A 26,808-nucleotide genomic window follows, 5' to 3' on the forward strand; every position below is an offset into this window, starting at 1 on the left:
CGAGTGAGGTTGAACGTTATGACTCAAGTTACGAACATGTTCCCGGCTGACAAGCCTCGATTCGACTTCGATACCGTTGTGGACCGCAGTCGAAGCAATTCAATGAAGTGGGGCGACCCGGCTGCTTTCATGAGCGCTGAGCAGGCACGCGCCAGGCCATTGCCGATGTGGGTCGCGGACATGGATTTCAAGTCGCCGCCTGCCGTGAACGAAGCGTTGTACGAAGCGGTGTCGCACGGTGTCTACGGCTATCCCGCAGGGCCGACGCAGGGATACCTCGATGCGGTGACCGGATGGCAGCACAAGCGCTTCGGTTGGGACGTCCGCCCGGAGTGGGTCGTGCCCGTCGCGAGCGTCGTTGCGGCGATCAAGATCGTCGTGCAGGCCTTCTCGCAGCCTGGCGATTCGGTGTTGATCCAGCCGCCGGTCTACGTCCACTTTCACAATGACGTCGTGATCAATGGTCGCCACGTCGCCGCGGCGCCGCTGCAGTTCGATGGAGTGCGATACCGCTTCGATGCAAAGGTGTTCGAGGACGCGATTCGCGACAACACCAAGGTTTTCATCCTCTCGAACCCGCACAATCCCACGGGTAATGTGTGGACAGGTGATGAACTGCGCACCATGGGCGAAATCTGCCTGAAGCATGGTGTGCTCGTACTGGCCGACGAGATTCATTGCGATTTCGTGCTTGCGGCAGGAAGGAAACATACGCCGTTTGCATCGCTCGATGCGCGATTCGCGCACAACAGCATCACGTGCACCTCTGCCAGCAAGACGTTCAATCTGGCGGGACTGCAATGCGGAAACATGTTCATCGCCGACAAGATCAAGCGTGACGAAGTCGTACGGACGATTGACCGAAACCACAACACGCGCATCAATCTGCTGGGAATGGTCGCGACCGAAGCCGCTTTCACGCATGGAGCGGAGTGGGTTGAAGCGCTCGTCGCCTACGTTTCGCAGAACCAGAAGCACTTCGCCCATCGGATCAACGCGCTCGATGCGGGTGTGAGCGTGATTGAAATGGATTCGCTCTACCTCGCATGGATGGACTGCCGCGCGCTGGGAATGACACCCGAAGCGCTGGAGGACTTCATGCTTGTCAAGGCGCAGGTGTGGCTCGACAAGGGACCCAAATTTGGCGCGGAGGGGCACGGTTTCATGCGGGCAAATCTGGGCTGTTCGCGGCAAACGGTGGACCTGGCGATCGACCGCATCTCGCGGGCACTTGCCGCGCGCTAAGTAGCCGCATCAGCGTGTGGACGGGATGGTCAACGGCCTGCGCGTCGCTCGACGGCCGGTTTGCGAAGTGTGATTGAAGTCGGATTCATTTGTTTGTGAAAGACGTGAGTCATACGATATTAACCAAGTCACTGGAGTGAGGAGGAAGACGATGGATCGGGTTGTCTTTTCGCGCGGTTCCATGTGGTCAGATGGTTGCATCATGACGTTTGCCGAACAACGCTCAAACGGTGGTGCTGCATGACGGCAGATCAGAAGATGGCGTTGGCAGGAATCAAAGTCATAGACTTGTCCCGCATCCTGGCGGGGCCGAGCGCGGCGCAACTCCTCGGCGATCTGGGCGCGGATGTCGTCAAGGTCGAAAAGCCCAATGAGGGCGACGATACGCGTAAATGGGGCCCGCCCTATGTGCGCGGGACATCCGGTGAGGACACCGACGAAAGTGCCTATTACCTCTCGGCCAATCGCAACAAGCGTTCGATCGCGATCGACATCGGTTCCGATTCGGGTAGGGAGCTTGTGCATCGGCTCATTGCACAGGCAGATGTGCTGGTGGAGAACTACAAGGTGGGCGGTCTCGCCAGGTACGGCCTGGCGTATGAGCAAATCAAGGATCGCTATCCTCGCTTGATCTATTGCTCCGTCACCGGCTTCGGGCAAACGGGCCCGTACGCCTCCCGACCCGGATACGACTTTCTGATCCAGGGGATGGGTGGAATCATGAGTCTGACCGGCGTGCCGGATGGGGAGCCGATGAAGGTGGGTGTCGGAATCGCCGATGTCATGACTGGGATGTATGCCACGGTCGGCATCCTGACCGCTTTGCACCATCGTCAGCAAACCGGGGAAGGGCAACATATTGACATTGCCCTTCTCGATACGCAGATCTCCTGGCTAGTCAATGCCGGAACAAATTATCTGGCTGACGGGAAAGTGCCGTCGCGTTTGGGGAACGGTCATCCGAACATCGCCCCATACCAGGTGTTCTTGACAGCGGATTCGCCGATGATCCTCGCCGTTGGAAACGATGCACAGTTCCGCCGGTTTTGCGAGGTCGCAGGAATTGGTGCGCTCGCATCCGATGAACGCTTTGCGACGAACCCGATGCGTATCCGGCATCGGATTGAACTGTGTGAACTCGTGGGCAAAGCGCTGAGAGGCAAGCAGCGCGCGACCTGGCTGCAAGAACTCGAGGCGGTCGGGGTTCCGTGCGGGCCGGTGAACGATCTGGAAGACGTGTTCGCCGACCCCCATGTCCAGGCTCGCGGTGCCGAGCTGCATATGCCGTGCGAGTGGGCGATGGGCGGCGAGATTCGCCTCCTCGCAAACCCGTTGAAGATGTCCGCGACGCCGCCGAGCTACAGGCGCCCGCCGCCGCGGCTCGACGAGCACGCCGAAGAAGTCCTGATGGATTGGCTTCAAAACAATCAAACTTATAAGGAGGCACCATGTACGACCTCACTCCCGAACAACTGAATCTCCAGGTGCAAGCACGGGAACTCGCGCAGTCAGTATTCGCTCCGACTGCCGCGAATACGGACCTCACCGAACAGTATCCGTGGGACAACGTCGCAACACTGCGCGATGCCGGATTCATGGGAATGACGTTGCCCAAGAGCCTCGGCGGACGCGGTCTTTCCTATCTGGATACCGTGGTCGTCATTGAAGAGATGGCCAAGGCGTGCGCGACCATGGGGCGAATCACCGTCGAGGCAAACATGGGCGCGATCGGTGCCATTGCCAAGTACGGGACCGAGGCCCAATTGAAGGTGGCGGCTGATCTCGTCCTGGCGGGGGACAAGCCGGCGATCTGCATCTCGGAGCCTGATGCCGGCAGCGCGGCCAGCGAGATGACGACGCGCGCCGACAGGAAAGGGGACGACTACGTCCTGAATGGCGAGAAGTACTGGATTACCGGCGGCGGCGTTTCGAAGCTACACCTCATCTTTGCGCGGGTATTCGATGATGGTGTCGAACAGGGCATCGGTGCATTTATCTGCGTGCGAGACGGAAACACACCCGCCGAACTCGTTGTTGGTCGCAGGCTTTACGCGATGGGCGTGCGCGGCATTCCGGAAACCCATCTCGAGTTCCGCGACCTCAAGGTGCACAAGTCGATGCTTGTGATGCCTCCCGGTGGTCTCAAGCGCGGGTTCGCATCCTTGATGACGGCCTACAACGCCCAGCGTGTCGGCGCGGGAACGGTTGCCCTGGGTATTGCTCAAGGCGCATTCGAGGAAGGCATGGCTTACCTCAAATCCAGGCAGCAGTTTGGCCGGCCGATCGCAGAATTCCAGGGGTTGCAGTGGATGCTTGCCGACATGTCGACTCAACTGGAAGCCGCGAGATTGCTGCTGCGCTCCGCCGCCGCCAGTGGTGCGGACTTTCCGGATATCGACAAGGCAGCGCGGGCGAAGATCTTTGCGGCTGAAACGGCCAACAAGGTCACCAATGATTCGCTGCAGTTCTATGGGTCTTCCGGGTATGGCCGTCATAACCCGATGGAGAGGCACGTGCGGGATGCGCGCATGTTCACCATCGCAGGCGGGACGGCGCAGATCTTGCGCACGCAGGTCGCTGCCACGTTGCTGGGCATGAAGCTGCCGCAGACGCGTGAAGGTTTTCTGAAGGCGGTGCAGAGCAGTAACCCCTGAGCCAGCACGCGTTACGTCACCGATGACGCGAACCGAAACCTGGTGTGCTCAAGGTATCGGCTCCGAGCGCCGGCGCTCGTGAGCTTGCGGGCGGACTATCGACGTCAGTGCCGAGTCCGCCCGGGAAGCAGATCGAGAGTGCATCGTACGTTGTCGACAATCGAGGAGGTGATCTCATGGAAGGAATGGTGGAACGGCGGCTGACCGGCTGCAGTATTCCGATGGCATGTGCCATGTCCACGACCGTTAATGCGCGGGCCTGTCCATGCGCAAAGGGTCAAGCAATTCAATATTCTTACGACTATCGTGTCTCGCTTTCGGTCTAGCCGTCGTGCATATCGCTCTGTGCAACAAAGATGTCGTGCTACAGGGAGGTGCGCGTGAATCGACAGCTCCTTCTGTGCCTCAGTCGTGTCGGCACGTGCATGGGTACGATGGCATTTGCCGGCGCATTGCCAATACTTCGCTCCGCATGGCACATGGATGCCGCTACTGCAGGTTCGATTCAGACCGCGTTCAATCTGTCCAATGCGCTTGCACTCCTGGTTACCGCGTGGCTTTCCGATAGTCTGGGCGCAAAACGTGTGTACTTGGCCAGTACTTGGGCGGGTGCTGCAGCATTGATGGTCTTCGCGATTTTCGCCCGCTCACCTCACACCGCGCTGCCTCTGATCGTGTTCGTCGGCCTGACGCAAGGGGGCGCGTACGCGCCGGTGCTGCTCCTCGTTGCGGAACTGAGCCCGGCAGCGGAGCGGGGTCGCAGGATGGGACAGATTCTGGCTGCAGCCTCGTTGGGTTATCTGCTCTCGGTGTTTCTTTCCATGTGGGCAGCGACCACCTATGGCGCGGCTGCGGGGTTCACCATTTGTGCGATAGGTGCATTGGCCGGTGCCGTATCTGGCCAGATCGCTCTCAAAGGCGTGGAGAATCGACGGCACGGTAGCGAGGCGTCGGTGTCGTCCGAGCCCCTCAAGTGGCGGAGCGTGTTTGGCACGACCTCTTTGTGCCTTCTGGTCGGTTATGTTGCCCACTGCTGGGAGCTGCTGGGAAGCTGGGCCTGGACTCCAACCTTGCTGGCGACAACACTGCACGCGCGCAACCTGGGCGCGATGACGACGAGCCTGGTTGTGGCCGGCACAATTCACCTGTCGGGCATGATTGCCACGGGAGTTGTCGGGGCGCTGTCCGATCGCTGGGGGCGAGCGCGCGTACTCATTTGCGTCGGTGCAATGGGGGCGTTGTGTTCGATGCTGATGGGCTGGTCCGAAGAGTGGGGGCCAGGCTGGGTGATCGCTTTGGCCGCGACCGGCAGCTTCTTCATCCTTGCCGATTCGGGCGTACTTTCGGCCGCCATGACCGACGAGGTGCCCGCAGCGTATCTGGGACGGGTGATGGGCGTCAGGTCGATCCTGGGGTTTGGAGTTGGAGCATTTGCACCGGTGACATTCGGGGCAACACTCGATTGGACTCATCACTGGGGATGGGCGTATATGCCGCTGGCCGCGGGCGGAATCGTTGCGTCCCTTGCTGCTTTGGTGTTGCGAAAGAGCAGCCAGTCAAGCGAGATCGAGTCGCATCAATCGCCATCGTCCACAAGCGCGACTTCGAACGTACGTAAGATTCGAACTTGAACGAGTGCAGGCTTTGCGTTCACAGCAAAAAGTTGTCCGCTGCGACGTATTGTACATTCCGAAAGGTAGATACAAATAGACGAGGATACTGGGTAATACTCACCTCGATCGAGGGGATGCTGCAATCAGGATTGCTGCCGCCATGGAGGTTTGGATCCTCGCTGCTTGCGAACGCGTGAGCGGCCTTGCGCGAACGGCGATGCAGGTACGGAACACGTGCCCAGAATTTGCCAGCACCGCCTTCGAGGTTCAGGAAGTTCGTTCCGGAGCAACGCCGAACTGCCCCTAGGTAGCTATTTTAAGCATGCGTTGACGTTGCCGAGAAGTGGGATGGGATGGCCGAGTATTATCTTCCGGAAGGATACCGATACTGGGTTGCCGCAATGTGTACCCCAACCGGACTTTCGCCGGTTCTAGGGCGAATGGATTCGTCGCTTCCGACGATGGGCGCTCCACGCGCAGCCTTCTAGACTTCACTGCATTCTGGTCGGTGCCAGTAGGAGTCATCGTGTTTCAAGGGCAAAGCTTGCGCGTCTCGCCGCTGGGCGATAGCGGCATTTTCGAATTGTGCTTCGATCGTCAGGGCGAATCCATCAACAAATTCGACCGCAGGACGATCGACGAATTGCGGCAGGCCAATCAGTACCTGCTGAATCAGGCCGGCCTGCGAGGCGTCCTGGTGACGAGCGCGAAGGACGTTTTCATCGTCGGAGCGGATATCACCGAATTTGGGTCCAAGTTCGCGCAGCCGGCGGCGGCCATTGCCGCGGACGTCGCGGGAAGCAACGACGCCTTCATCCAGTTCGAAGACCTGCCGGTTCCTTCCGTGGTGGCGATCAACGGCTTCGCGTTGGGCGGGGGCCTCGAATTTGCACTGACTGGCGCGATGCGCGTCATGTCGAGCGACGCGCAGATCGGTGTGCCGGAAGTGAAGCTCGGCCTGTTCCCCGGGTTCGGGGGCACGGTCCGGCTGGTGCGCATTGCAGGGGCCGCGGTGGCGTGCGACTGGGTTGCCGGCGGCAAACCTGCCAAGCCTGCGGCGGCCTTCGCCGCCGGCGTGGTGGACGATATCGCGGCACCGGACGAACTGCGGTCCCGTGCGATCCATTTGCTCGAACGGGCGATCGCGAACGAAGTCGATTGGCAAGCGCTGCAGGATCGAAAACGCAAACCGCTGTCAGCGGAATCAGCGCAAGCCGCGGCTGCTTTCGAGCAAGCTCGCGCCATCGCAGCCGAACGTGGCTCGCCGCACCAGCCTGCCGCACTCGCGGCGATCGACATGATGGCCGAGGGGGCGGCCCTCGACCGTGCCGGTGCGCTGGCGCTCGAAGCGAAGGTGTTCGGCGAAATCGCCCGTACCCAGGCCGCATCGTCGATGGTTCAGACCTTTCTGAGCGAACAGGCGGTCAAGAAGATCGCGCGCCACAAGGCAAAAGAGGCGGGCAAGGTGTCCGGCGCGTTGGTGCTGGGCGCGGGGATCATGGGCGGCGGGATAGCGATCACCCACGCGCTGCGGAAGATCCCGGCCCGCATGTACGATCTGCAGCAGCGAGCGCTCGATCAGGGCATGGCCGAGGCGCGCAAGCAGGTTGCCCGTCAGGTCAAGACCGGGCGCCTGAGCGAATCCGCAAGCGTCGAGATTCTGTCGGCTGTCCAGCCGCAGCTGGATCTTGCCGGAATCGGCGACGCCGATGCCGTGGTCGAGGCGATCGTCGAGAACCTGGACGTCAAGCGCAAGGTCCTCGCAGATCTGGAGCCGTCGCTCAAGGAAGGGGCGATCCTGGTGTCCAACACGTCAAGTCTGCGCATCGACGACATCGCGGCGCCGCTCAAGCGTCCCGAACGGTTTGTCGGCATGCATTTCTTCAACCCGGTTCCGATGATGCCGCTCGTGGAAGTCGTGCGCGGCACGCGTACCTCCGATCGGGCCGTGGCGACCGCGGTGGCCTACGCGACAGCGCTGGGCAAAACCGCCATTGTCGTACGCGATTGCCCCGGGTTTCTCGTCAACCGGGTGCTGACCGCATACATGCGTGGTTTTCTGAAACTGATTGCCGACGGCGCGGACTTCGAGCAGGTCGACAAGGTCATGGAGTCGTTCGGCTGGCCGATGGGGCCGGCGTATCTCGAAGACGTGGTCGGCATGGACACGGGTAGCCATGTCAACAATGTCATTTCAGCGGGCTATGCGGATCGCATGCCCGAGCTCGCCGACGATGCGTTGCGCGTGATGGTGCGACATGGCCGCTTCGGTCAGAAGAACGGCCTGGGCTTTTACCGCTACGAGGCCAGTGCGACCGGCGGCAAGCCGCGGCGTACGTCGTCGACGGACGCACACGCGCTGCTTGCGCAACTGCAGTCGGAGGGGCGCCGGAATTTTACTCACGAACAGATCGTCGACCGCATGATGCTCCCGATGGTGCTCGAGGCGGCGCGGACGTTGCACGAGGGTGTGGTCGGAACCGCGGCGGAAGTGGACCTGGCGATGCAGCTTGGTCTCGGCTTCCCAGCCTATGCCGGCGGCCCCCTCAAGTATGCCGATTGGCTGGGCCTTGCCGAAGTGGTGCGCCGTTGCGACGAGCTGAATGCACTGGGGCCGGCCTATGAGCCCGGCCAGCAACTGCGCGAGATGGCGTCGGCCAACGAACGCTTCTATCCGATTTCCCAGTGAGGGCATGACGTGCACTTCCAGCTTCCCGAAGACGTTCAGCAAATGCAGCAGACGCTGCGCCGGTTCGTGGATGAGCGGATACTCCCTCGCGACAACGAGTATCAGCGCATCGCCGATTCCGGCCGCTTCCCGACGGAGATCGTCGAACCGCTCAAGCAGCAGGCGCGCGACGCGGGTCTATGGAATCTGTTTCTGCCGGGGCTGCTCGACAACGAGCCGGGTACGCGGCTGACCAATATGCAGTACGCGCCGCTGGCCGAGATCATGGGGCGGGTTGCGTGGGCATCCGAGGTGTTCAACTGCAACGCGCCGGACACCGGCAACATGGAGTTGCTGCACCTCTTCGCGAATTCCGCACAGCGGGATCGATGGCTGGTTCCGCTCCTCGAAGGGACCATTCGCTCGTGCTTCGCCATGACTGAACCCGACGTGGCTTCGTCAGACGCAACCAACATCCAGACGTCTATCAGGCGCGAGGGCGACGCGTACGTCATCAACGGCCGAAAATGGTTCACCACGGGCGCGATGCACCCCAATTGCAAGCTGGCGATCGTGATGGGGGTGACCGACTTCGATCCGGACGCGGCCAAGCATCGCCGACATTCGATGGTGCTTGTTCCGATGGACACGCCGGGTGTGCGCATCGTCCGCAACGTGCCGATCATGAGCCACCATCTGCCGGAGGGGCACTGCGAAATCGCGTTCGAGAACGTGCGCGTGCCGCTGTCCAGCCTGCTTGGCGAAGAGAACAGCGGGTTCGCGTTGGCGCAAGCCCGCCTGGGGCCCGGGCGGGTCCACCACTGCATGCGAACGATCGGCCAGTGCGAAGTCGCGCTGGATCTGATGTGCGAGCGCGCGCTGTCACGCCGCGCGTTTGGCAAGACCTTGTCGGACTTCGCCAACATTCAGGACTGGATCGCCTATTCGCGCGTCGAGATCGACCAGGCTCGCCTGTTCGTTTTGCAGGCGGCCTGGAAGATGGACACCTATGGCAACAAGTCCGCACACCTGGATGTTTCGGCCATCAAGCTCGTCGCGGCACAGCTGCAGACACGCGTCGTCGATCGTGCGATCCAGGTATTCGGCGCGATGGGTATCACGCCCGACACGCCGCTGGCTTACCTCTGGTCCTGGGGGCGGGCAATGCGCTTCTTCGATGGTCCCGACGAAGTTCACCTGCGCGCCATCGCTCGCGCCGAGTTGGCAAAGGCCAAGGAACAGCTCGGGTCGACGGCGCCGTACTACCGTCACCATTGAAGGCTCGCTGTATGTCACGTCCATGCCATCGCGGGCAACGGTCTGGCAGTGACGGGGCGAGGGAGCATCGTTCCTCGGGACTAGCCCGGGCCGACCGTACTCGATGTGTCCGTCGGTATGGCCAACACTGTCGCTTAGGTACGCGGTATTGCCGCTGATTCTGAGGGTGGCCCGAATGCCTTCCTCATCAAACGTAACACCAGCTTTCAAGGAAGTTGAACGATGAAGACTCGTATCACTGAGATGTTCGACATCCGCTACCCGATCATTCAGGGCGGAATGCAATGGGTTGGCACCGCCGAAATGGCTTCCGCGGTGTCGAATGCAGGCGGGTTGGGCATCCTCACGGCACTCACCCAGCCGACGCCGGACGCGTTGGGCGCCGAGATCGACCGATGCAGGAAGATGACCGATCGCCCGTTCGGCGTCAACCTGACCATTCTGCCTACAGTCAAGCCGCCTCCGTATGACGAGTATCTCGAAGTTGTGATTGCGAAAGGTATTCCGGTGGTCGAAACCGCTGGCAGCAGCCCCAAGGAGTTTACCGCGCGCTTGAAGGCAGCTGGCGTTCGGGTGATCCACAAGTGCACGAGTATTCGCCACGCACTCTCGGCTGAACGCAATGGTGTCGACGTTGTCAGCATCGACGGCTTTGAATGTGCCGGTCACCCTGGAGAAGATGATGTCGGGGGATTGGTGCTCATTCCGCTTGCGGCACGTGCACTGAGCATCCCGGTGATTGCGTCCGGCGGCATCGCTGATGGCCGGGGGCTGGCTGCAGCATTGGCCTTGGGGGCAGAGGGCGTAAACATGGGGACGCGCTTCTGCGCGACCGTCGAAGCACCGATCCACAAAGAGATCAAAGAGGCACTAGTCTACGCCAGTGAGCGGGAGACGAACCTGATCTTCCGGACCTTGCACAACACTGGTCGGGTTCTGCGAAATCAAGTGTCGGACGAAGTCGTCTCGATCGAACGCCGGCCGGGCGGGTGTGAGTTCAAAGACATCCAGCCGCTGGTGTCTGGTCAGCGGGGGCGTGCCGCGTTGCAAAGTGGCCAGGTGAACGCCGGCCTCGTATGGGCAGGACAAACTGTCGGCTTGGTTAAGGATATTCCGACCTGTGGTGAACTGCTGGAGCGGATGGTGGCCGATTGCCGGGCCGCACTCGCGAGCGCGTCTAGACGGGCGACTGGAGCTGAATCATGCTAGCGCTGCGCGTACACGGATTTGACGGTCTTCATCAATGGATGCTGGAGCAGGCACCGGAAGTCTCGCCCGGTTTCGGTGAGGTCCAGGTCAGCGTTCTGGCAAGTGCGATTTCGTATGTGGATTTACTCTTTGCGCGAGGAGGTTATCAGGTAAAGCCGCCGCTACCCCTCGTGCCCGGCACTGAGTTCACCGGTATCGTTGCGGCCCTTGGTCCCGGCGTCGAGGGGGGCTTGCAAGTGGGACAGCATGTTGTGGGCATGACTGTGGGTGGAGCATGGGCCGAGCGCACCAATGTCCCTGCCAGTGCGCTGGAGGTCTTGCCCCCGCATGTGGACATGCACGCGGCATCGGCACTGCCCGTTACGTACGCGACGGCACTGTATGCGTTGAAGCGCCGTGGAGCCCTTCAGCTAGGGGAGACCGTTTTAGTGCTGGGGGCGGCAGGAGGCGTCGGCCTTGCTTGCGTACAAGTCGCGAAGGCACTTGGTGCAACCGTCGTTGCCGGTGTGACCGGGGACGAAAAGATGAAAGTCGCTCAGCAAGAAGGGGCAGATCACGTCGTCGACGTTGGAAACGCTGAGTGGCGTACCGCTGTGCAGGCAGCCGTGCCCGAAGGAATCGATGTCGTGATAGACATGCTTGGCGATTCGTTCACGGAGACGGCATTCCGCACCCTTCGATGGGGCGGCCGTCATTTGGTTATCGGTTTTGCCGGCGGCAATATTCCCGCAATCCGCTCCAACTTGCCGCTACTCAAGGGTGCCTCGCTCGTCGGCGTGGACATTCGCCAGTTCCGAGAGCGCGAGCCTGACCGTGCACGAGCCAATCTGGCCGAAGCGGTTGCGATGCTGGCGGCCGGTCAGCTTCGACCGCGCGTGGCCCAGGTTTATGCCGCTCCCGATTGGGCAAAGGCGATCAGGCAAGCTCAGGACGTTTCGACAGTGGGCCGAGTCGTTCTGGACTGGGGAATGAATTCACCGAAGGCGCTGGGTTGACCGCGTCGAGGACCACGGCGAATTAGCAGGGCAGCCGGCGTTCTACTAGGAAAATCATATCTATGACGATCCAATTCAACCGCTCGTGGAGTGATCCCGATCTCGAGCAGTATCGCGACACCGTCGTACGGTTCATCGAAGAGGAAATGCTTCCGCACGACGAGGCTGCTCGCCATCGCGGCCACGTTGGGCATGATTTGTGGCGGAAAGCTGGAGAACTTGGGATCCTGTGTGCCGATCTCCCGGAGGAATGGGGCGGTGCGGGGGGCGACTTCCGTCACGAAGCCGTATTCCATGAAGAGATGGCTCGACGAGCGCTCTCGGGCATGAATGCATCTGTGCACGCGATCGTGGCTCACTATCTCCTGAACCACGGTACGGAGGCGCAGAAACGTCGCTACCTGCCGCGTCTGATAGCGGGCGAACTGGTCGGCGCGATTGCGATGACTGAACCAGGCACCGGATCGGATCTGAAGGGCATTCGTACCCGGGCCCAGCGCACGCAGGACGGATGGTGTATCAATGGCGCCAAGACGTTCATTTCGAACGGGTTTTTGGCCGGCCTTGTCCTAGTGGTGGCGAAGACGGAGTCGGGTGAGGGTGCGCGCGGCATGTCGATCTTCCTGCTGGAGACGGCCGATTGCGCCGGATTCCGGGTTGGACGGTTGCTGGACAAGATCGGCATGAAGGCGCAGGACACCGCCGAGCTGTTTTTCGACGACGTGCTCGTCGGTGAGGATCAGATCCTGGGCGGACTGCCAGGACAGGGGTTCTACCAGCTGATGGCCGATCTTCCCTACGAACGGCTGCTCATCGGCGTGATGGCCTTGGCCGCAATGGAGGGCGCCTATGCGGAAACACTCGCGTATGTGCGTGATCGGCAGGCATTCGGGCAGGCAATTTCCGCATTCCAGAACACGCGCTTCAAGCTGGCGGAGGTCGCCACGGAAATACAGGTCGGGCGGGCCTTCGTCGATCGCTGCGTACAGGACTTGCTGGTCGGTCGTCTGGATACCGCAACCGCTTCGATGGCGAAACTCTGGGGTTCGGAGGCCCAGGGCAGAGTGGTCGATGCGTGCCTGCAGTTGTTCGGCGGCTACGGCTACATGAACGAGTACACGATAGCGAGGATGTACACGGATGCCCGGGTTCAGCGCATCTACGGCGGCACGAGCGAAATCATGAAGGAAGTGATCGCACGCGCATTGTGACCGTGCGGGTTGCGCCGAGCATCATGCATGGCGTACGAACTGCACGTAAGGCCCTGCGAAACCGGGAAGTTCGCAGGGCCTTTTGTGTTTCCGACTCGAGCTCGTGACGGCGGTTCGAATGCGTACGGCCCTCCGCGTACGCGTCAGCCCAACGAGTCGCGCGAACGCGGACGGCCCGCAAACGACCATGTCAATGCCGGATACCATGCGAGCGTGGCGATGCGCGTCGCGGTGCTGCCGAAATGCTCGTCGAATGTGTCGTTCAGGCGTGCCGCCGACGCGAAGCCGAGCTGGACCGCAAGGGCGCCCAAGTCGTCGCGTGTCTGCGGGTACGCGAGCAATGCTAGCAGTGCGCGCATCAAGCGCTGTTCGCGGACGATCGCGGTGAGCGCGTTATTTTCGCGGAACAGCTGTCCGGTGAGCGTTCGCGGGGTCATCTGCAGCCGTTCCGCCGTGAACGGAACCGACCACGCCGAGGCTGGATCGCTGAATACCGCGCGGGCGACACGGACTGCAAGGACGGGTGTCGCGGTCGTATCCCACGCGTCTGTCGCAACGTGCTCGACGTGCCGGTCGATGGTGAGATGCAACTCGTAACCGGTTCGCGGATCAATGGCGACCGCGCCTTCGTAATGCACGGTGCGATACGGCGCGAGGACGGCCGACCGCCCCTGCGTCAGCACGCCACGGCGTCGCTCGCCGGCGAGCAGATGATGTCCGCGCCGAGCGCTCAAATGGATCGGAAACGGCAGGCGCAGGTTGTAGAGGCGCAGCGGACGGCCGCCGCGCGTGGTGGGCTCCCTGGCGGAGACGGTGTTCGCATCGACCACGGTCGGCGAATGAACGGTATGAATCATGTTGGACGATCGTCGCGCGTTGCGTCGTGGGTGGCTCTCCTAGCCCCCGGCGCAGTCCGTTGCCGACATCTCGCACGAATACCTCGTGTTTGACTGGCAGCATGATCGAGATCGCAGCGTACAGATAGTCATTCTCTGCTGGGCCAGCGTGGCTAGCAGAATTTTCCGGGGGAACCGATCGACGTTACTCTTCCGCGAGTGCCCGGCCGATCACCAGGCGCTGGATGTCGTTGGCTCCTTCGTAAATCTGGCAAACCCTGACGTCGCGATAGATGCGTTCGACCGGGAAATCCGCCACGTAGCCGTAGCCGCCATGGATCTGAATCGCGTCCGAGCTAATGCGCTCGGCTACTTCGGACGCGAACATCTTTGCCATCGATGCTTCCTTCAGGCACGGCAAACCGCGATCCTTCAGCTGCGCCGCGCGCCACACCATCAAGCGGGCCGCATCGAGGGACGTTGCCATGTCGGCAAGCCGGAAGGAAACGGCCTGTTGTTCGATGATGGGCTTGCCGAAAGCGGTTCGCTCTTTTGCGTAGCGCAACGCTGCCTCGAATGCAGCGCGCGCCATCCCGACGGCTTGCGCGGCGATGCCGATCCTGCCAGCCTCGAGGTTGGACAATGCGATGCGGTAGCCGTCACCCGTATTCCCCATCAGGGCGGATCCGGGAACCCGGCAATCTTCAAACAGGATTTGCGCGGTATCGGACGCGTGTTGGCCCATCTTTTCCTCGATGCGGCCGACGATGTAGCCGTTCGTGCGCGTCGGCACCAGAAAGCAGGAGATGCCGTGCCTGCCGGCACTTTTGTCGGTTACGGCGAACACGATCGCGACGTCGGCGTTCTTTCCCGTCGTAATGAACTGCTTCACGCCGTTGATGACCCACTCGTCGCCGTCGCGTACCGCGGTCGTCCGGATGGCTGCCGCGTCCGATCCCGCATGCGGCTCTGTCAGGCAGAAGCACCCCAACGACTTTCCTTGCGCAAGCGAGGGCAGCCATTCCTGCTTCTGCTGCATCGAGCCATACTTGAGCGTGATGCCGCAGACGAGCGAGTTTTGAACGCTTACGATCGTCGAAGTAGCGCCGTCACCCGCGGCGATTTCCTCCAGTGCCACGGCCAGGGAAAGATAGTCGAGGCCGGCGCCACCCCATTCTTCGGGCACCACGACGCCCAGTGCACCGAGTTCGCCAAGCTCTTTCAGGGCTTCGGACGGAAACGTGTGGTTGCGACTCCACTCTGCCGCATTAGGCGCAAGTCTCTCCTGCGCATACGCATGCATCGAGTCGCGAATCATCTCCTGCTCATCGTTCAGCATCATTCCGGGTTCCGTATTTCGTTCAGGTTAGAAGTTCGGCGGACGCTTTAAGAACTGCGTCTGCACGTGAGATGTCACGCCAATCAAGATGAATCGGACGACGAATTTAATGATCGATATCGGGGGAACGGATATCACTCGAACGTGTCCGAGTGCGAGCCTGCAGACGCCCACGCGCGCCTCATCAAACCCGCATGGCGGGGCGTTCGTGCGAAGGCGGGAATACCCGCCACACCCGGTCGGGGTGGCGGAAGAAGTACATGCTCACGAGCTCGCCAGGACCGGCGAGCTCGACATACACGCATCGTCGAGCGCCGCGTCCTGCCAAGCGAACCACTCTGGTTTGCCTGGTCGAGGGCCGCCCCAGCCAATACTCGACCAGCGTATGCAGGGATTTCGCGCCTGTGCTCATGGGATCATCCGTCTCATCCGGGAAGAGCGCGCCGTTACCGCGCGAAGGAATGCGAGAAGAGGTTGCGGGCGCGTCATGCACATCAGGCGCTTTCGCGAGCGAGATACTGTTTTCGCAATTCGCCCTTCTGCAGCTTTCCGGTAGGCGTTCGCGGCAATGCGTCGACAAAGTCGACGCTCTTCGGTGCCTTGTACGAGGCAATCCGCGACTTCGCGAAATCGATAATCTCCTTCTCGAGTTCGGCCGTTCCTGCATAGCCTTCCGCGAGGGTGACGACGGCCTTTACGCGTTCCCCCATTTCCGGGTCGGGGATGCCGATGACCGCCACGTCCAGAATGGCCGGGTGGAGTGCGAGCGCGTTTTCGACTTCCTGCGGATAGATGTTCACCCCGCCGGAAATGATCATAAAGCCCTTTCTGTCGGTCAAGTAAAGGAATCCATCGTCGTCGACATGGCCGATGTCGCCCACCATCGTCCACGTCGAATGAACGGGGTGTTGGGACGCACGTGTCTTGTCGGGATCCTCGTGATACGCGAATGGCACCGTTTCACGCTCGAAATAGACGAGCCCGTCCGAGCCGGCCGGCAGTTCATCGCCGCTTTCGTCGCAGATGTGAATTGTGCCGAGTATCGAACGTCCGACCGACCCCGGCTTGTTCAGCCATTCCGACGGACTGATGGTCGTAATCCCGTTCAGCTCAGTGCTTGCATAGAACTCGTAGAGTACCGGCCCCCACCAGTCCATCATCTTGCGCTTCACGTCGACAGGACACGGGGCCGCCGCGTGTATTGCAACTTTCATGCTGCTGACGTCATACGCGCTTCTGATGTCGTCCGGCAGTTTCAACATCCGGACGAACATTGTCGGCACCCATTGGCTGACGTTCACGCGATATTTCTCGATTGCCGCGAGTGCGGCTTCGGCATCGAATTTGTCCATCACGACGACGGTGCCGCCCATGGCCTGAATCGCGGCGCACGTCCGCAGCGGTGCGGCGTGATAGAGCGGCGCCGGGGAGAGATAGACCGTATCGCTGCCGCACCGAAAATGACCGCCGAACATGGCGACCATGCTGTCGCCGTCGTCCGACACCTGACGGTCGGGCAGCGGAAGTCGCACCCCCTTCGGACGTCCGGTCGTTCCCGACGAATAGAGCATGTCCGCGCCCCGCGGTTCGTCCCTTGGACGTTCCGATGATGCCGCTTCCAGCACGGAGCCCAACGAGATGGAGCCGGGCAAGGCCGCGTCGAAATGCACGACATGCGAAAGAGACGGGAGGTCGGCCCATGGACGCGCGAGGTCCTGACCCACGCCTCCGACGAAGAGACATTTCGCCCCGGAGTTCCGCAGGATGTACTCGATCTCGTCGCTCTTGAGATGAAAGTTTATCGCCGCGACGTAGAGCCCCGAGCGCTGCGCCGCCCAGTAGACGTCGAATATGCGGTGGTCGTTCTCCGAAAGGATGGCGACGACGTCGCCTCGGTTCATCCCTTGCGCGCGAAGCCAGTTCGCGATCCTGAGAGACCGTTCTTCGAGCTCGGAAAAGGTTACATGGAACCCCGATGCAGCCATGATCACGGCGGGCTTCGAGGGATGGGTTTGTGCGTGCGTTCCGGGGTACATTGCTGTCAGGAAAGTAGGGTTGCTCTGGAGGCGAGAGCCAGCCTGGATGGCATGGCGGATCGATAAGAAGGCGGCATCGCGGGCGACTTCCGGATCACGAAGGAGCGCTCGGCGTTTGCGAAGACGCGAAAGACTCCAGCGGATGGGTGCCGATCGCCGCCGCGCTGGCGCCGCGATCGCGCTGCAAAGTTCGTGACGAGTCGACGGCGACCGACTCCATGAGCATGTTGAACTGGCACATCGTCTCCTCTCCATCTTGCATCGTTCTGCGAATCAGGGCTTCGCGCGATAGCGCTGCTGTGTCGCTGAGTCGCGCTTCATCGAGTCCGAATCCTACTTTGAAGTATATACAATACTTCGACGTAAGAACAATGTCGACTGTGTGTTTGTATGTCTCCGGCGCAGTCGGCCGGCGACGCGCGCGCGATCAGCGCGCGATCAATATATCGCGCGGTTCATTGGTCGATTCGTTGCATGTCGGTAACGTGTTCAAGTACGCCCTAATTTCTCGTATCAATCCGTGGATAAGCGCAGTGCAAGGCGTGCTGTAGTTCTTTGTAATGCTGTTCATATGAACTAGTTCACCTTGGAACCGGTCCTGCGTCACATCCTGATTCCCGGGGATTGGGGTATCTGCTGAGTCGTTAGTTCTGCGCACTGCGATCTCGTCTATTTCGACGATGGTCTCACCTGCGCGAGTGCGCGCCTAATCCGTGTGCCGGCCGTGACGCGGATCGCGGGTCGGCACACTCAGACAAGGTGGAGACAACATGACCGACGAATATCAGACAACCTCGCGCTTTCGCAGGGGGTTGGCCGCGACTGGCATCGTGGGCGCGGTGGTGGCTTTGGGCCTCGCTGCTTGTGGGGGGGAGGTAGACAATGCCGCAGCGCCGACACCGGCGGCACCGACGACGATGCAAGTGCAGAATGCTGCGAGTGCATGTGCGGCTCTTGTCGGCGCCGGCGTCCCCGCCAGCGCCATTGCATTGCCGACGCAAGGCGCAACCATCACATCCGCTTCACTCGTCGCAGCTGACAGCAAGACAGGCCTTCCGGAATACTGCCAAGTGCTTGGCAAGGTGCTGGCTGCCAATGCCGCTGACCCCGCGATCAACTTCGAAGTCAATCTCCCGACTACCTGGAACTTCAAGGCATTGCAGTTGGGGGGCGGGGGCTTCAATGGCATCCTGGTGACCGGTCTTGGTGGACAGATCGGTGGTGTGCCCAACTGGCCGTCGGGCGAAAAGCAACCGCTGTCGATGAACTATGTGACTTTCGGCAGCGACGGCGGTACAACCTTTGATGGATCGTTCGGCCTCAACGCTCAAGCACTCGCCAATTATGGCGGGGAGAGCGTTAAGCGCACGCATGACACGGCACTATTCCTTATCAATGCGTTCTACAAGACCGCGCCACATCGCATGTATCACATCGGTGGGTCCAAGGGGGGGCATGAGAGCCTGGTGGCGGCGCAACGGTATGCGAGCGACTATGACGGAATCGTCGCGTACTATCCCGCGAACCAGAATCAGGCCATGGTGATGTCGTGGTTCCGGATGTGGAATGCTGCATATTCAACCAGTGGTGGGGCGCTCGATCCGGCCAAACAGGCTCTGGTTCGAGCCAAAGTTGTGGCTGCATGCGACGGACTGGATGGTGTCGTGGATGGCATCGTGAGCAACATTCCGGCTTGCCAGGCCACATTCTCGATCAACAGCTTGCGCTGCTCCGGCGGAGCGGACACAGGCGATACCTGTCTGTCCGATGCCCAGATCAATACGTTGATCACTGCGGCGACGCCGATGGAGTTTGCTTTCCCGCTGGCGAACGGAGTCACGAGCAATGGGCCTTACCCTGTGTTTCAGGGGGGGGACATGGAGGGAACGCTATTCGACCCCTTGGGCACCGACGGTACTCATACCGGGTACTTCGGCCTTGCCAATGCCGTCATCACGTATTTCGACCTTCAAAATCCGAATGCTACGAGCGTTGGTTTTGACTATCGTGCGTGGCAGTCTCGTGTCACCCAGTTATCCACCGAACTGGACGCGACGAATCCGAATCTCGACGCGTTTCAGAAGAAGGGCGGAAAGCTGATTCTGGTGCAAGGCACTACCGACATGCTCGTGACACCGAATCAAACAACCGCTTACTTCAACAAGGTCGCGGCCCGATATGGAGACTCTATAACCAGCTTTGTCCGGTATTACGTTGCGCCGGGGTTTGGCCACGGCAACGGCGCGTTTGCGTTGCAGTGGGACTCTCTGGCAGCGCTGGACGGCTGGGTAGCATCCGGACAGGCGCCCATTGGTCCAGTCGTGACGGATGGCAATTCTTCCACGGCGGGGCGTACTCGGCCATTGTGCGAATACCCGCAGTTCCCGAAGTACAAGGGAACCGGCGACGCGAATATTGCTTCCAGCTTCGTTTGCGCTGACAGCTAAAGGGCAGGACTCGGTTCCACCTGATGGCCCGAGTCCAAGCATATGCGAGGGGGCCATCCGGATGCAAGGATCGGCATGAGCAGGCGGCTGTCTGGCCGAATGCGCCGCTTGTGATCCTGGATTGCTTAATCGGAGCACCCGCCCTAGCAAGCCATGCTCGCGTTCCCGGAGATCGAGCGGAGGCGTTGGAGCAAGCGAGTTTGCTTGACGGCAAACAACTATCCGGAAACAAAAAAATATTCTTACATTTTGGTTAGGAGATCTATGTATGAAAAATCCGTTCTATCGAAACCTTCTCTGTACGGCACTGCTGGGTGTGTTTTCGGCCGCAACCTATGCGCAAAGCACCGTTACGTTGTATGGCGTCATTGACGAAGGTGTGGTGTTCCAAAGCAATAGCGGAGCCGGCAAGCGGGTCTCGCTCGACTCGCTGGGCGGCATTTTCGGCAGTCGGTGGGGGATGACGGGCAGCGAGGATCTGGGCGCGGGCCTCAAGGCGATCTTCACGCTCGAATCGGGCGTCAACTTGAACAATGGTGCATTCGGCCAGGGTGGAACCGCATTCGGGCGTCAGGCATTCGTGGGTCTCAGCAGCGATCGCCTCGGCAGCCTTACCCTTGGGCGGCAATATGACATGATTTTCTACTTCCCGGAGCCCCTGACCGCCGAAGGGCTGCTCGGCGGTCCGGCCTCGTCGCATCCGGGCGATCTCGATAATGCCGCCAATACCATTCGCGTGAATAACGCGATTCGCTACATGAGCCCGACATTCAACGGGTTCAAATTCGGTGGCGAATACAGCGTCGGCGGTGTTGCCGGCAACCTGACGGCCAATAGCGGCTACTCGGTCGGCGCGTCTTATGAATACGGGCCGTTTAAGGTTGCGGGTGCGTACGAGTACTTCAAGAATCCGACTTCGGCGACGGCCGGATCCGGCTTCTTCACTGACAACGCCAGCGGGGCATCGCCGCTGGCATTTTCGCTCAACTCCGGATACAAGAGCGCGCAGTCCTTTCAGAACGCGATCGTAGCGGCCAACTACAAGATCGGGGCACTGACACTGGCGGCGTCGTACTCGAACATTCAGTATGGCCACCTCAACGGTGAGTTGCTGGGCGGAACGGCACGCTTCAACAACTTCGACATCGGTGCGCAGTACCAGTTTTCGCCGTTCTTCTTCGCCGGCATCATGTACAACTACCTGAACGGCCGGGGTGTCGGTACAGCCAGCGGCGCGACGATTGGTGGTCAACACTACAACCAGATCGGATTGATGGCCGACTACTTCCTTTCCAAACGGACGGACGTTTACTGGACCATGGGTTGGCAACGCGCGTCTGGCATCTCGTCGACCGGAAAGGCTGCCGTTGCGGATATCGGCAACTATGGCGATTCGTCGAACAATCATCAGATTCTGATTCGCGCGGCATTGCGCCATCGCTTCTAAATCTGGGCGGGGCTGCATGCGGACGCGTCCACGAGACCGTGCCGCGTGCAACTCTCCACGAACGTAGCGCGGACCCAGTCGCCCCTCTTCATCGACGGCGAAGATCAAGACGCGGACAACGCCTCGATGCTTGACAGTGGGAGAGCGCCGCCCCAATATCTACTCACGAGTATAAAACATACTTTTAAGTATTTTCGGGTTCGTGACGTTTCCCGAGACGGCTGAGAGACGCGTTGTACTGTTATCCGAATGGAGATTGGCATGCATATCGAGGGATTGGCTGCAATTGTAACGGGGGGCGCGTCCGGACTCGGCGGTGCGGTCGCGCGCCTGCTGGCGGAGAAAGGTGCCAAGGTCACGATTCTCGATCTCAACGAGGAATTGGGCCGCGCCTGTGCCCGGCAAGTCGGCGGCCATTTCGTCAAGGTCGACGTGTGCGACGAGGTTGCGGTCGATGCGGCGCTCGCGACGGCGGAAGGGCTCCATGGAAAGGCGCGCTTGCTGGTGAACTGCGCCGGCATCGGGCCGCCGGGAAAGGTCATCAATCGCGATGGATCTCCGCTCGCGCTAGACGACTTCGCGCGGATCGTCAACATCAACCTGATGGGGACCTTCAACGTCTTGTCGAAATTCGCGGCTCGATTGCACACGGAAGCACCGATCGGCGAGGAGCGCGGCGTCATCGTCAATACCGCGAGCGTAGCGGCATTCGATGGACAGATCGGTCAGCCCGCTTATGCCGCATCGAAGGCGGGCATTGTCGGCATGACGCTTCCCATAGCACGCGAGTTTGCGCGGTACGGGATTCGGGTCATGACGATCGCTCCCGGCATTTTCCTTACCCCGTTGCTGGCTAGCTTGCCGCAGGACGCTCAGGACTCCCTTGGCAAGCAGGTCCCGTTTCCGAGCCGTCTCGGGCAACCCGACGAATTCGCCAAGCTCGTGCAGTCCATCGTCGAGAACTCGATGCTCAACGGGGAGGTGATTCGGCTCGACGGTGCAATCCGGATGGCGCCGCGATGATGTAACGCGGGTGCCGGCCGAGCATTCGAACGTGCGCTACAAGCCGTCGCGCTGAAAGCAGACTTGTGACGCTGTGCGGTAGACGATTGGAAACGACATTGGCGTTTCCGATCCTGAAACTTGGGAACGTGTATGAATGGAGAAAGCTTGCTGGTCGACGTCGAGGATGGCATCGCAACCCTTGCACTCAATCGGCCGGAATCGGGAAATGCAATCGATTTGCCCCTGGCACAGGCGCTCATGCGGGCCGCTATCCGGTGCGATCAGGATCCTTCCATTCGCTGTGTCGTACTCACGGGCATGGGACGGCTCTTCTGCGCGGGGGGCGATCTGGGCTCGTTCGGGGCGGTCGGCAATGACCTGCCCGGCTTTCTCAGTGAACTGGCGGGTACGCTTCATCTTTCGCTTTCGCGCTTCATGCGAATGCCCAAACCGCTTCTCGTTCTGGTCAACGGGCCCGCCGCCGGTGCGGGCTTCAGCCTGGCAATCGCTGGAGATATCGTCATTGCCACGCGCTCCGCACATTTCACGCCTGCGTATGGTGCGGTTGGGCTCAGTCCGGATGGCGGGATGTCATGGCAACTTCCCCGCCTGGTGGGATTCAGGCGCGCCCAGGAAATGCTCCTTTTGAACCAGCGTGTCCGGGCCGACGATGCACAGGCAATGGGGCTGATCAACCGAGTCGTCGATGATGACGATCTCGTGAGTGAGGGGCGAGCAACTGCGCGTACGCTCGTGGACTCCGCGACGAAAGCCATTGCGGCTAGTCGTGAGCTGCTGCTCGAATCGTTTCACGGGGAGTTCGAGGCGCACCTCGAGCGGGAAGCGCGCTCGATCGCCGCGCTCGGCGCTGGAGACGAGGCTGGCGAAGGCATTCGGGCTTTCACCGAACGGCGAAAACCCCAGTTTCGTCGAGGCATCTGAGTTAGCTGGTGTGCCGCCGCGGTGATCGCCGTGCGGGATACAGTGTGATGCAGGGCCACGGGAGAGGAGCCCGACGACTTCCGGACATCTCCGTAGCGACGTGTCTTGATCGTCTGGCATGCTCGCAACACATCGAGGCCCATTTGCCGGTTTCGTTTTCATGCATCCGCACGGCCGCCGGAAATCTCTTGCCACGCGCGGGCGCCCGCCGACTAATCGGTACGCCGGCGGGGGGGAACCGGATGTAGGAGCGGGCATCCAGTCGCTCCGATGACCATGCCACTGGATGTGCTTCATCTCCGGCCGTGCTCCACCCGATGCTCGGGTCCCTGGCGCACATACAACGGGCAACACGAACGCATCGGTTGCGAAACACCGCCTCGGAACCGACACGAGCAGGGCACTGCTTCCGATTCAACACGCGTGGCTACTGCCGGCCGTCGGTGACTGCCGAAACGCAAGCGCCACGCGCGTTTCGGCGTGTGCCAGGCGAGATCCCCGGCTAGGGTGGCATCGCCTTCGAGACCGCCCGCGCGCCACAGCCGCCTGGGCGAGCGTGCGAACGAGCGCCCTGCGAGGATCAGCATGGGGCTGCGGCGGCATTACGGCTTTGCGGTATGCCAGACGTTCATGAAGCCGTCGCCGGTGGTCTGGCCGGGCGCCTTGTCCTGCGACCAGCGATATAGCGGCTTGCCGCGATAGGCCCACTGCTTCGTGCCGTCGTCGCGGACGATAACGGTGTAGTCTCCCACCTCCTTGTCGGTACCATCGGCGGTCAGCGGCGGCCACTTGATTGCGCAATTGCCGATGCATGCGCTCTTGCCGGCGACGCTATCGCGATCAAAGGTGTATAGCGTCATTCCGCGTGCATCGGTCAGGACACCATTGGCCGTTTTGACCGACATCGGGACCGACGACGTGCCGATGCTTTGGCTTGCGCACCCGGTGAGATTCAGCGCGACTGCTGTTGCGGCTAGGACAAGCGACTGCCGCGCGATGGAGTGGGGAAAGGACTTGAGCTGGTTCATTTGTTTTCCTTGGGAGTGGGGTGTATCGGTTACGCTGAATCACGCAGTAGACGCGCGGCAGAGCGCTTTATTCCCGCCGATCCGATATTTTTTTGTGGCCCGCCGGTATGCGCGCGGAAAGTCAAGCGAGCACGGATTTAGAGCGATACGACCGATGTCGTTTGCCTCGCATGAAGCGGGGGCAGGCCTGATCCGGGTCATGGCATCGGAGCGCGGGAAGCGGGGAGGTGCCCCTGTGCCCCGAATGCATTTGGATAGACGCGCGGCGCTGTTGCTGCCTGCGGTGCGGGAGTTCTGGTGCTGAACGTCCTGGCTTTCCGGAATGACGCGGAGGAACGGGAAGGGGGGAGGACTCGATTGTGACGCAACGCGTGACGACGATCACAGGATGCAGGCAGATGCGGCGGAGCTTCGCCCAGTAACCGCGGTTGCGCATCTGCTGCGCGCTTATCGCGCTCGCAGGCCGTTCAGCAAGATGGAAGTTGCCTGGCGAGCGATTTCCTCCGCGGTCATTTGTCCGTCCTCGCGATACCACCGGCCAATCCAGCTCAGCGCGCCCGCGACGACGAAGGCACCGAGCTTGGGCTCGATCGGGGCGAAGGCTTTCTCCTCGATGGCCTTTTCGAGCAGGATCCGGAACTCGTGATCGATGTCCGCCTTGAGCCTGCGAAGCTTGACCCGGTTCTCCGGAATCAGGGATTCTTCACCGATGCGAATGACGCACATGCCGAAATCCATCGTGACGATCTTCGCGTATTCGAGCATGGCCGCTTCAAACTTCTCGACTGCGCTGCCACCCGTCACCGTGATATCGCGGATCGCCTGTTGCATCATGTCCAGGCCCATGCGTACGCATTCGAACAGGATTTCGTCCTTGTTCTTTGCGTAGTAATAGACCGTCGGCTTCGTGATGTGGAGGCGCTCGGCAACCTCGTCCAGCGACGATGCGTGAAACCCCTTTTCATTGAAAAGGCGTGCGGCGGTTCGAAGCACGGCCAGCCGCTTTCGTTCTCTCTCGCTTTCGCGAGCTTCAGCCTTCTTCCACGGTGAAGCGGTAGCGCCCATGAAGACTCCCTCGGATTCGTCGTGTCCGCCTCCCGTGCATGTCTGCCTTGCACGAGGCAAAGTAACGGATCGACAAGCGGTGGCGGCAACCGCAGTATGCGAATGGCGGATACTACCATGACGTCGAATCTATACTTCCGGGTAGTGCTGCGTGTCGGTGAGTCTCACGGCACGCATCGCGACGCGGGGGCGTCGGCGCGATGTCGTTTCGAGAGCGCGCTCATGATCCGGGGCGCCGGGATCGCGAGCCAGTCGGAGTCCTACTCCGTGACGAACCTGGCAACCTGGTCCAGCGGCGCCCGTTCGGTTCGAAACGCATTCGCGGGATGCGAAGGATCCGCATATCCGAAGGAAATGCCGCAGACGACGCGCCGCTCCGGCGGGATCGACAGGATCTCGCGCAGGACGTGCGCTTTGGACGCAAGGGCGGCTTGCGCGATCGCCGACACACCAAGGCTCGCTGCAGCGAGCATGAAGTTGTTCACGTATGAGCCGCAATCGAGAACGCCATAGGTGCCGAGCAGTGCGTCGGTCGTGATGACGGCCACATGCGGCGCGCCGAACAGCCTGAAATTTTCTTCGGCTTGGCGAGCGGATGCCTCGCGGTCTCCGGCGGCGATGCCGACACTTTCATACAGCTGCAAGCCGCAGGTGCGTCTGCGATCGCGGTACACGCCGCGATATTCCGCGGGCGGAGCGATTTCCCACCGATCGTTGGGTAACGCGGACGCGGCCTGCAATGCGGAACGAAGCCGATCCGTGGCGGCGGGCCTCGTGACGATGATTTGCCACGGTTGCGAATTGCACCAGGACGGCGTGCGTTGTGCGATCGAGAGAATTGCGTCGATCGTTTCGCCAGGCACCTCGCGGGAGAGATAGCCGCGGCAACTGAAACGGGCGTCGAGAACGGAACGCAGAGCGTCGAAAAGGGGCGTGTCTGTCATGGGTCCTGTCGCGCATGCGCGCGTGGGTTCGTGTTGGGGAATCTCATTGGCCTTTGAAGACCGGCCTGCGTTTCTCCAGGAACGCAGCAATACCTTCCTTCGCGTCGTCGGTTTCGAGCACCCGCCGCATCAGTGCGGCTTCCCTGTCCATCCCGGCCTGGTCGGCAGGGCCGTCGGTCGCGGGAAGGCTGTCGAGGATGCTCCGATACGCGATGGCGCCGAACCCGGCCACCTCGGTCCCTAACGCGATCGCGTGGGCCAGCAGGGCAGCGTGGTCTTCTTTCACGAAGCTCACGAGTCCCCACATGAGGGCTTCCCGAGCGTTCAGCACGCGTCCGGTCAGCATCAATTCCGCCGCGCGCGAACGACCGACGATGGCCGGCAAGAATTGGGTTCCGCCGTATGTCGGCATCACGCCCAACCGGATTTCCGGCATCGCGAACGTGGCGTCGTTCACTGCGGCCCGCACGGTGCACGCGAGCGCGAGCTCCAGTCCTCCGCCGAACGCGGCGCCGTTGATCGCCGCGATCGTGAACACTGGCGATTGCGAAAGTCGCAGCAGCAGATTTCGAATGCGGTCGTTCTTCTCGGCTTGCTGGTCCCAGGTCTCAATCGCGTTGTCCTTCAGATCGCTACCGGCGCTGAACGCACGGGTGCCTTCTGCCGTGATCAGCAGAAATCGCGTGCCGTCCCGTTCCACCGTGTCCAGACAAGACGCTAGTCCGTCCCAGACTGCGCGATTCAGTGCATTCAACCGATCGGGACGGGTGATCGTGAAGACGGCACCAGACTCGATGCGCTCAAATCGGAAATCCAAAGTTGCTCTCCGCGAAGCGGGCGCCGCCG

The 26,808-nt window shown here is 61.1% G+C and carries 21 protein-coding genes; 13 read left to right on the forward strand and 8 right to left on the reverse strand.

Annotated features, from left to right (window positions below; translation table 11 throughout):
• Positions 1-18: 18 nt before the first annotated feature.
• The 9 genes from U4Z64_RS09845 to U4Z64_RS09885 all read left to right on the forward strand — a co-directional run bounded on the left by U4Z64_RS09845 (position 19) and on the right by U4Z64_RS09885 (position 12,873).
• The gene (locus tag U4Z64_RS09845) at positions 19-1,245 is read left to right on the forward strand and encodes a MalY/PatB family protein (protein WP_321819851.1); all 1,227 of its coding nucleotides are present in this window, start codon (positions 19-21) and stop codon (positions 1,243-1,245) included.
• A 240-nt stretch (positions 1,246-1,485) separates the two neighbouring features.
• On the forward strand, positions 1,486-2,721 hold the full coding sequence (locus U4Z64_RS09850) for a CaiB/BaiF CoA-transferase family protein (protein WP_321819852.1): 1,236 nt from the start codon (positions 1,486-1,488) through the stop codon (positions 2,719-2,721).
• Complete coding sequence (gene acdA, locus U4Z64_RS09855) at positions 2,694-3,899, forward strand: 3-sulfinopropanoyl-CoA desulfinase (RefSeq protein WP_193093133.1); 1,206 nt, start codon at positions 2,694-2,696, stop codon at positions 3,897-3,899. Before U4Z64_RS09850 ends, acdA begins: the two co-directional genes overlap by 28 nt.
• Before the next feature lie 380 nt (positions 3,900-4,279).
• A complete protein-coding gene (locus tag U4Z64_RS09860; RefSeq protein ID WP_321819853.1) occupies positions 4,280-5,530 on the forward strand; it encodes an MFS transporter in 1,251 nt (416 codons plus the stop codon).
• A gap of 508 nt (positions 5,531-6,038) precedes the next feature.
• Positions 6,039-8,201 (forward strand): fatty acid oxidation complex subunit alpha FadB, encoded by a 2,163-nt coding sequence (fadB, locus tag U4Z64_RS09865; protein WP_321819854.1) that lies wholly within the window; start codon positions 6,039-6,041, stop codon positions 8,199-8,201.
• Positions 8,202-8,210: 9 nt separating this feature from the next.
• Positions 8,211-9,458, forward strand: a complete 1,248-nt coding sequence (locus U4Z64_RS09870) for an acyl-CoA dehydrogenase family protein (protein ID WP_321819855.1) — start codon at positions 8,211-8,213, stop codon at positions 9,456-9,458.
• A 222-nt stretch (positions 9,459-9,680) separates the two neighbouring features.
• Positions 9,681-10,667: a nitronate monooxygenase family protein gene (locus tag U4Z64_RS09875; protein WP_321819856.1), complete on the forward strand. Its 987-nt coding sequence runs from the start codon at positions 9,681-9,683 to the stop codon at positions 10,665-10,667.
• The gene (locus U4Z64_RS09880; protein ID WP_321819857.1) at positions 10,661-11,662 is read left to right on the forward strand and encodes an NADPH:quinone oxidoreductase family protein; all 1,002 of its coding nucleotides are present in this window, start codon (positions 10,661-10,663) and stop codon (positions 11,660-11,662) included. Before U4Z64_RS09875 ends, U4Z64_RS09880 begins: the two co-directional genes overlap by 7 nt.
• Positions 11,663-11,724: 62 nt before the next feature.
• Complete coding sequence (locus tag U4Z64_RS09885) at positions 11,725-12,873, forward strand: acyl-CoA dehydrogenase family protein (RefSeq protein WP_193093139.1); 1,149 nt, start codon at positions 11,725-11,727, stop codon at positions 12,871-12,873.
• 143 nt (positions 12,874-13,016) lie between these two features.
• On the opposite strand, the gene U4Z64_RS09890 is transcribed toward U4Z64_RS09885, so the two are convergent.
• From U4Z64_RS09890 to U4Z64_RS09905, 4 genes are all read right to left on the reverse strand, one after another.
• Entirely contained in the window at positions 13,017-13,730 is a 714-nt protein-coding gene (locus U4Z64_RS09890) for a helix-turn-helix domain-containing protein (protein ID WP_321819858.1), read from the reverse strand.
• A 184-nt stretch (positions 13,731-13,914) separates the two neighbouring features.
• Positions 13,915-15,051, reverse strand: coding sequence for an acyl-CoA dehydrogenase (locus U4Z64_RS09895; RefSeq protein ID WP_321819859.1), 1,137 nt, complete (start codon positions 15,049-15,051; stop codon positions 13,915-13,917).
• A 491-nt stretch (positions 15,052-15,542) separates the two neighbouring features.
• Positions 15,543-17,084: an acyl-CoA synthetase gene (locus U4Z64_RS09900; RefSeq protein WP_415750559.1), complete on the reverse strand. Its 1,542-nt coding sequence runs from the start codon at positions 17,082-17,084 to the stop codon at positions 15,543-15,545.
• A 94-nt stretch (positions 17,085-17,178) separates the two neighbouring features.
• Complete coding sequence (locus U4Z64_RS09905; RefSeq protein WP_321819860.1) at positions 17,179-17,325, reverse strand: hypothetical protein; 147 nt, start codon at positions 17,323-17,325, stop codon at positions 17,179-17,181.
• A gap of 529 nt (positions 17,326-17,854) precedes the next feature.
• Between U4Z64_RS09905 and U4Z64_RS09910 the strand changes: the two genes are divergently transcribed.
• From U4Z64_RS09910 to U4Z64_RS09925, 4 genes are all read left to right on the forward strand, one after another.
• Complete coding sequence (locus tag U4Z64_RS09910; RefSeq protein ID WP_321819861.1) at positions 17,855-19,531, forward strand: tannase/feruloyl esterase family alpha/beta hydrolase; 1,677 nt, start codon at positions 17,855-17,857, stop codon at positions 19,529-19,531.
• Between the two features lie 268 nt (positions 19,532-19,799).
• Entirely contained in the window at positions 19,800-20,978 is a 1,179-nt protein-coding gene (locus U4Z64_RS09915) for a porin (protein WP_321819862.1), read from the forward strand.
• A gap of 261 nt (positions 20,979-21,239) precedes the next feature.
• Complete coding sequence (locus U4Z64_RS09920; RefSeq protein ID WP_193093144.1) at positions 21,240-22,001, forward strand: SDR family NAD(P)-dependent oxidoreductase; 762 nt, start codon at positions 21,240-21,242, stop codon at positions 21,999-22,001.
• A gap of 147 nt (positions 22,002-22,148) precedes the next feature.
• Positions 22,149-22,925, forward strand: coding sequence for an enoyl-CoA hydratase/isomerase family protein (locus U4Z64_RS09925; protein ID WP_321819863.1), 777 nt, complete (start codon positions 22,149-22,151; stop codon positions 22,923-22,925).
• A 602-nt stretch (positions 22,926-23,527) separates the two neighbouring features.
• Here the strand turns inward: U4Z64_RS09925 and U4Z64_RS09930 are convergent.
• From U4Z64_RS09930 to U4Z64_RS09945, 4 genes are all read right to left on the reverse strand, one after another.
• Positions 23,528-23,953, reverse strand: coding sequence for an ATP-binding protein (locus tag U4Z64_RS09930; protein ID WP_321819864.1), 426 nt, complete (start codon positions 23,951-23,953; stop codon positions 23,528-23,530).
• 447 nt (positions 23,954-24,400) lie between these two features.
• Complete coding sequence (locus U4Z64_RS09935; protein ID WP_059731761.1) at positions 24,401-25,018, reverse strand: TetR/AcrR family transcriptional regulator; 618 nt, start codon at positions 25,016-25,018, stop codon at positions 24,401-24,403.
• A 260-nt stretch (positions 25,019-25,278) separates the two neighbouring features.
• Positions 25,279-25,962 (reverse strand): nitroreductase, encoded by a 684-nt coding sequence (locus U4Z64_RS09940; protein WP_321819865.1) that lies wholly within the window; start codon positions 25,960-25,962, stop codon positions 25,279-25,281.
• A 43-nt stretch (positions 25,963-26,005) separates the two neighbouring features.
• On the reverse strand, positions 26,006-26,779 hold the full coding sequence (locus U4Z64_RS09945) for an enoyl-CoA hydratase-related protein (protein ID WP_321819866.1): 774 nt from the start codon (positions 26,777-26,779) through the stop codon (positions 26,006-26,008).
• Positions 26,780-26,808 lie beyond the last annotated feature (29 nt).

The organism is Burkholderia sp. BCC1996 (genome assembly GCF_905339955.1).
Taxonomy (GTDB): domain Bacteria; phylum Pseudomonadota; class Gammaproteobacteria; order Burkholderiales; family Burkholderiaceae; genus Burkholderia.

Bases quoted from the DNA above. Each gene is read 5' to 3' on its own strand.
- U4Z64_RS09895 (WP_321819859.1), bottom strand. From the start codon at position 15,051: ATGATGCTGAACGATGAGCAGGAGATGATTCGCGACTCGATGCATGCG.
- U4Z64_RS09875 (WP_321819856.1), top strand. From the start codon at position 9,681: ATGAAGACTCGTATCACTGAGATGTTCGACATCCGCTACCCGATCATT.
- U4Z64_RS09850 (WP_321819852.1), top strand. From the start codon at position 1,486: ATGACGGCAGATCAGAAGATGGCGTTGGCAGGAATCAAAGTCATAGAC.
- U4Z64_RS09880 (WP_321819857.1), top strand. From the start codon at position 10,661: ATGCTAGCGCTGCGCGTACACGGATTTGACGGTCTTCATCAATGGATG.
- U4Z64_RS09910 (WP_321819861.1), top strand. From the start codon at position 17,855: ATGACCGACGAATATCAGACAACCTCGCGCTTTCGCAGGGGGTTGGCC.
- acdA (WP_193093133.1), top strand. From the start codon at position 2,694: ATGTACGACCTCACTCCCGAACAACTGAATCTCCAGGTGCAAGCACGG.
- U4Z64_RS09920 (WP_193093144.1), top strand. From the start codon at position 21,240: ATGCATATCGAGGGATTGGCTGCAATTGTAACGGGGGGCGCGTCCGGA.
- U4Z64_RS09885 (WP_193093139.1), top strand. From the start codon at position 11,725: ATGACGATCCAATTCAACCGCTCGTGGAGTGATCCCGATCTCGAGCAG.
- U4Z64_RS09845 (WP_321819851.1), top strand. From the start codon at position 19: ATGACTCAAGTTACGAACATGTTCCCGGCTGACAAGCCTCGATTCGAC.
- U4Z64_RS09890 (WP_321819858.1), bottom strand. From the start codon at position 13,730: ATGATTCATACCGTTCATTCGCCGACCGTGGTCGATGCGAACACCGTC.
- U4Z64_RS09915 (WP_321819862.1), top strand. From the start codon at position 19,800: ATGAAAAATCCGTTCTATCGAAACCTTCTCTGTACGGCACTGCTGGGT.
- U4Z64_RS09900 (WP_415750559.1), bottom strand. From the start codon at position 17,084: ATGTACCCCGGAACGCACGCACAAACCCATCCCTCGAAGCCCGCCGTG.
- U4Z64_RS09930 (WP_321819864.1), bottom strand. From the start codon at position 23,953: ATGAACCAGCTCAAGTCCTTTCCCCACTCCATCGCGCGGCAGTCGCTT.
- U4Z64_RS09935 (WP_059731761.1), bottom strand. From the start codon at position 25,018: ATGGGCGCTACCGCTTCACCGTGGAAGAAGGCTGAAGCTCGCGAAAGC.
- U4Z64_RS09940 (WP_321819865.1), bottom strand. From the start codon at position 25,962: ATGACAGACACGCCCCTTTTCGACGCTCTGCGTTCCGTTCTCGACGCC.
- U4Z64_RS09905 (WP_321819860.1), bottom strand. From the start codon at position 17,325: ATGTGCCAGTTCAACATGCTCATGGAGTCGGTCGCCGTCGACTCGTCA.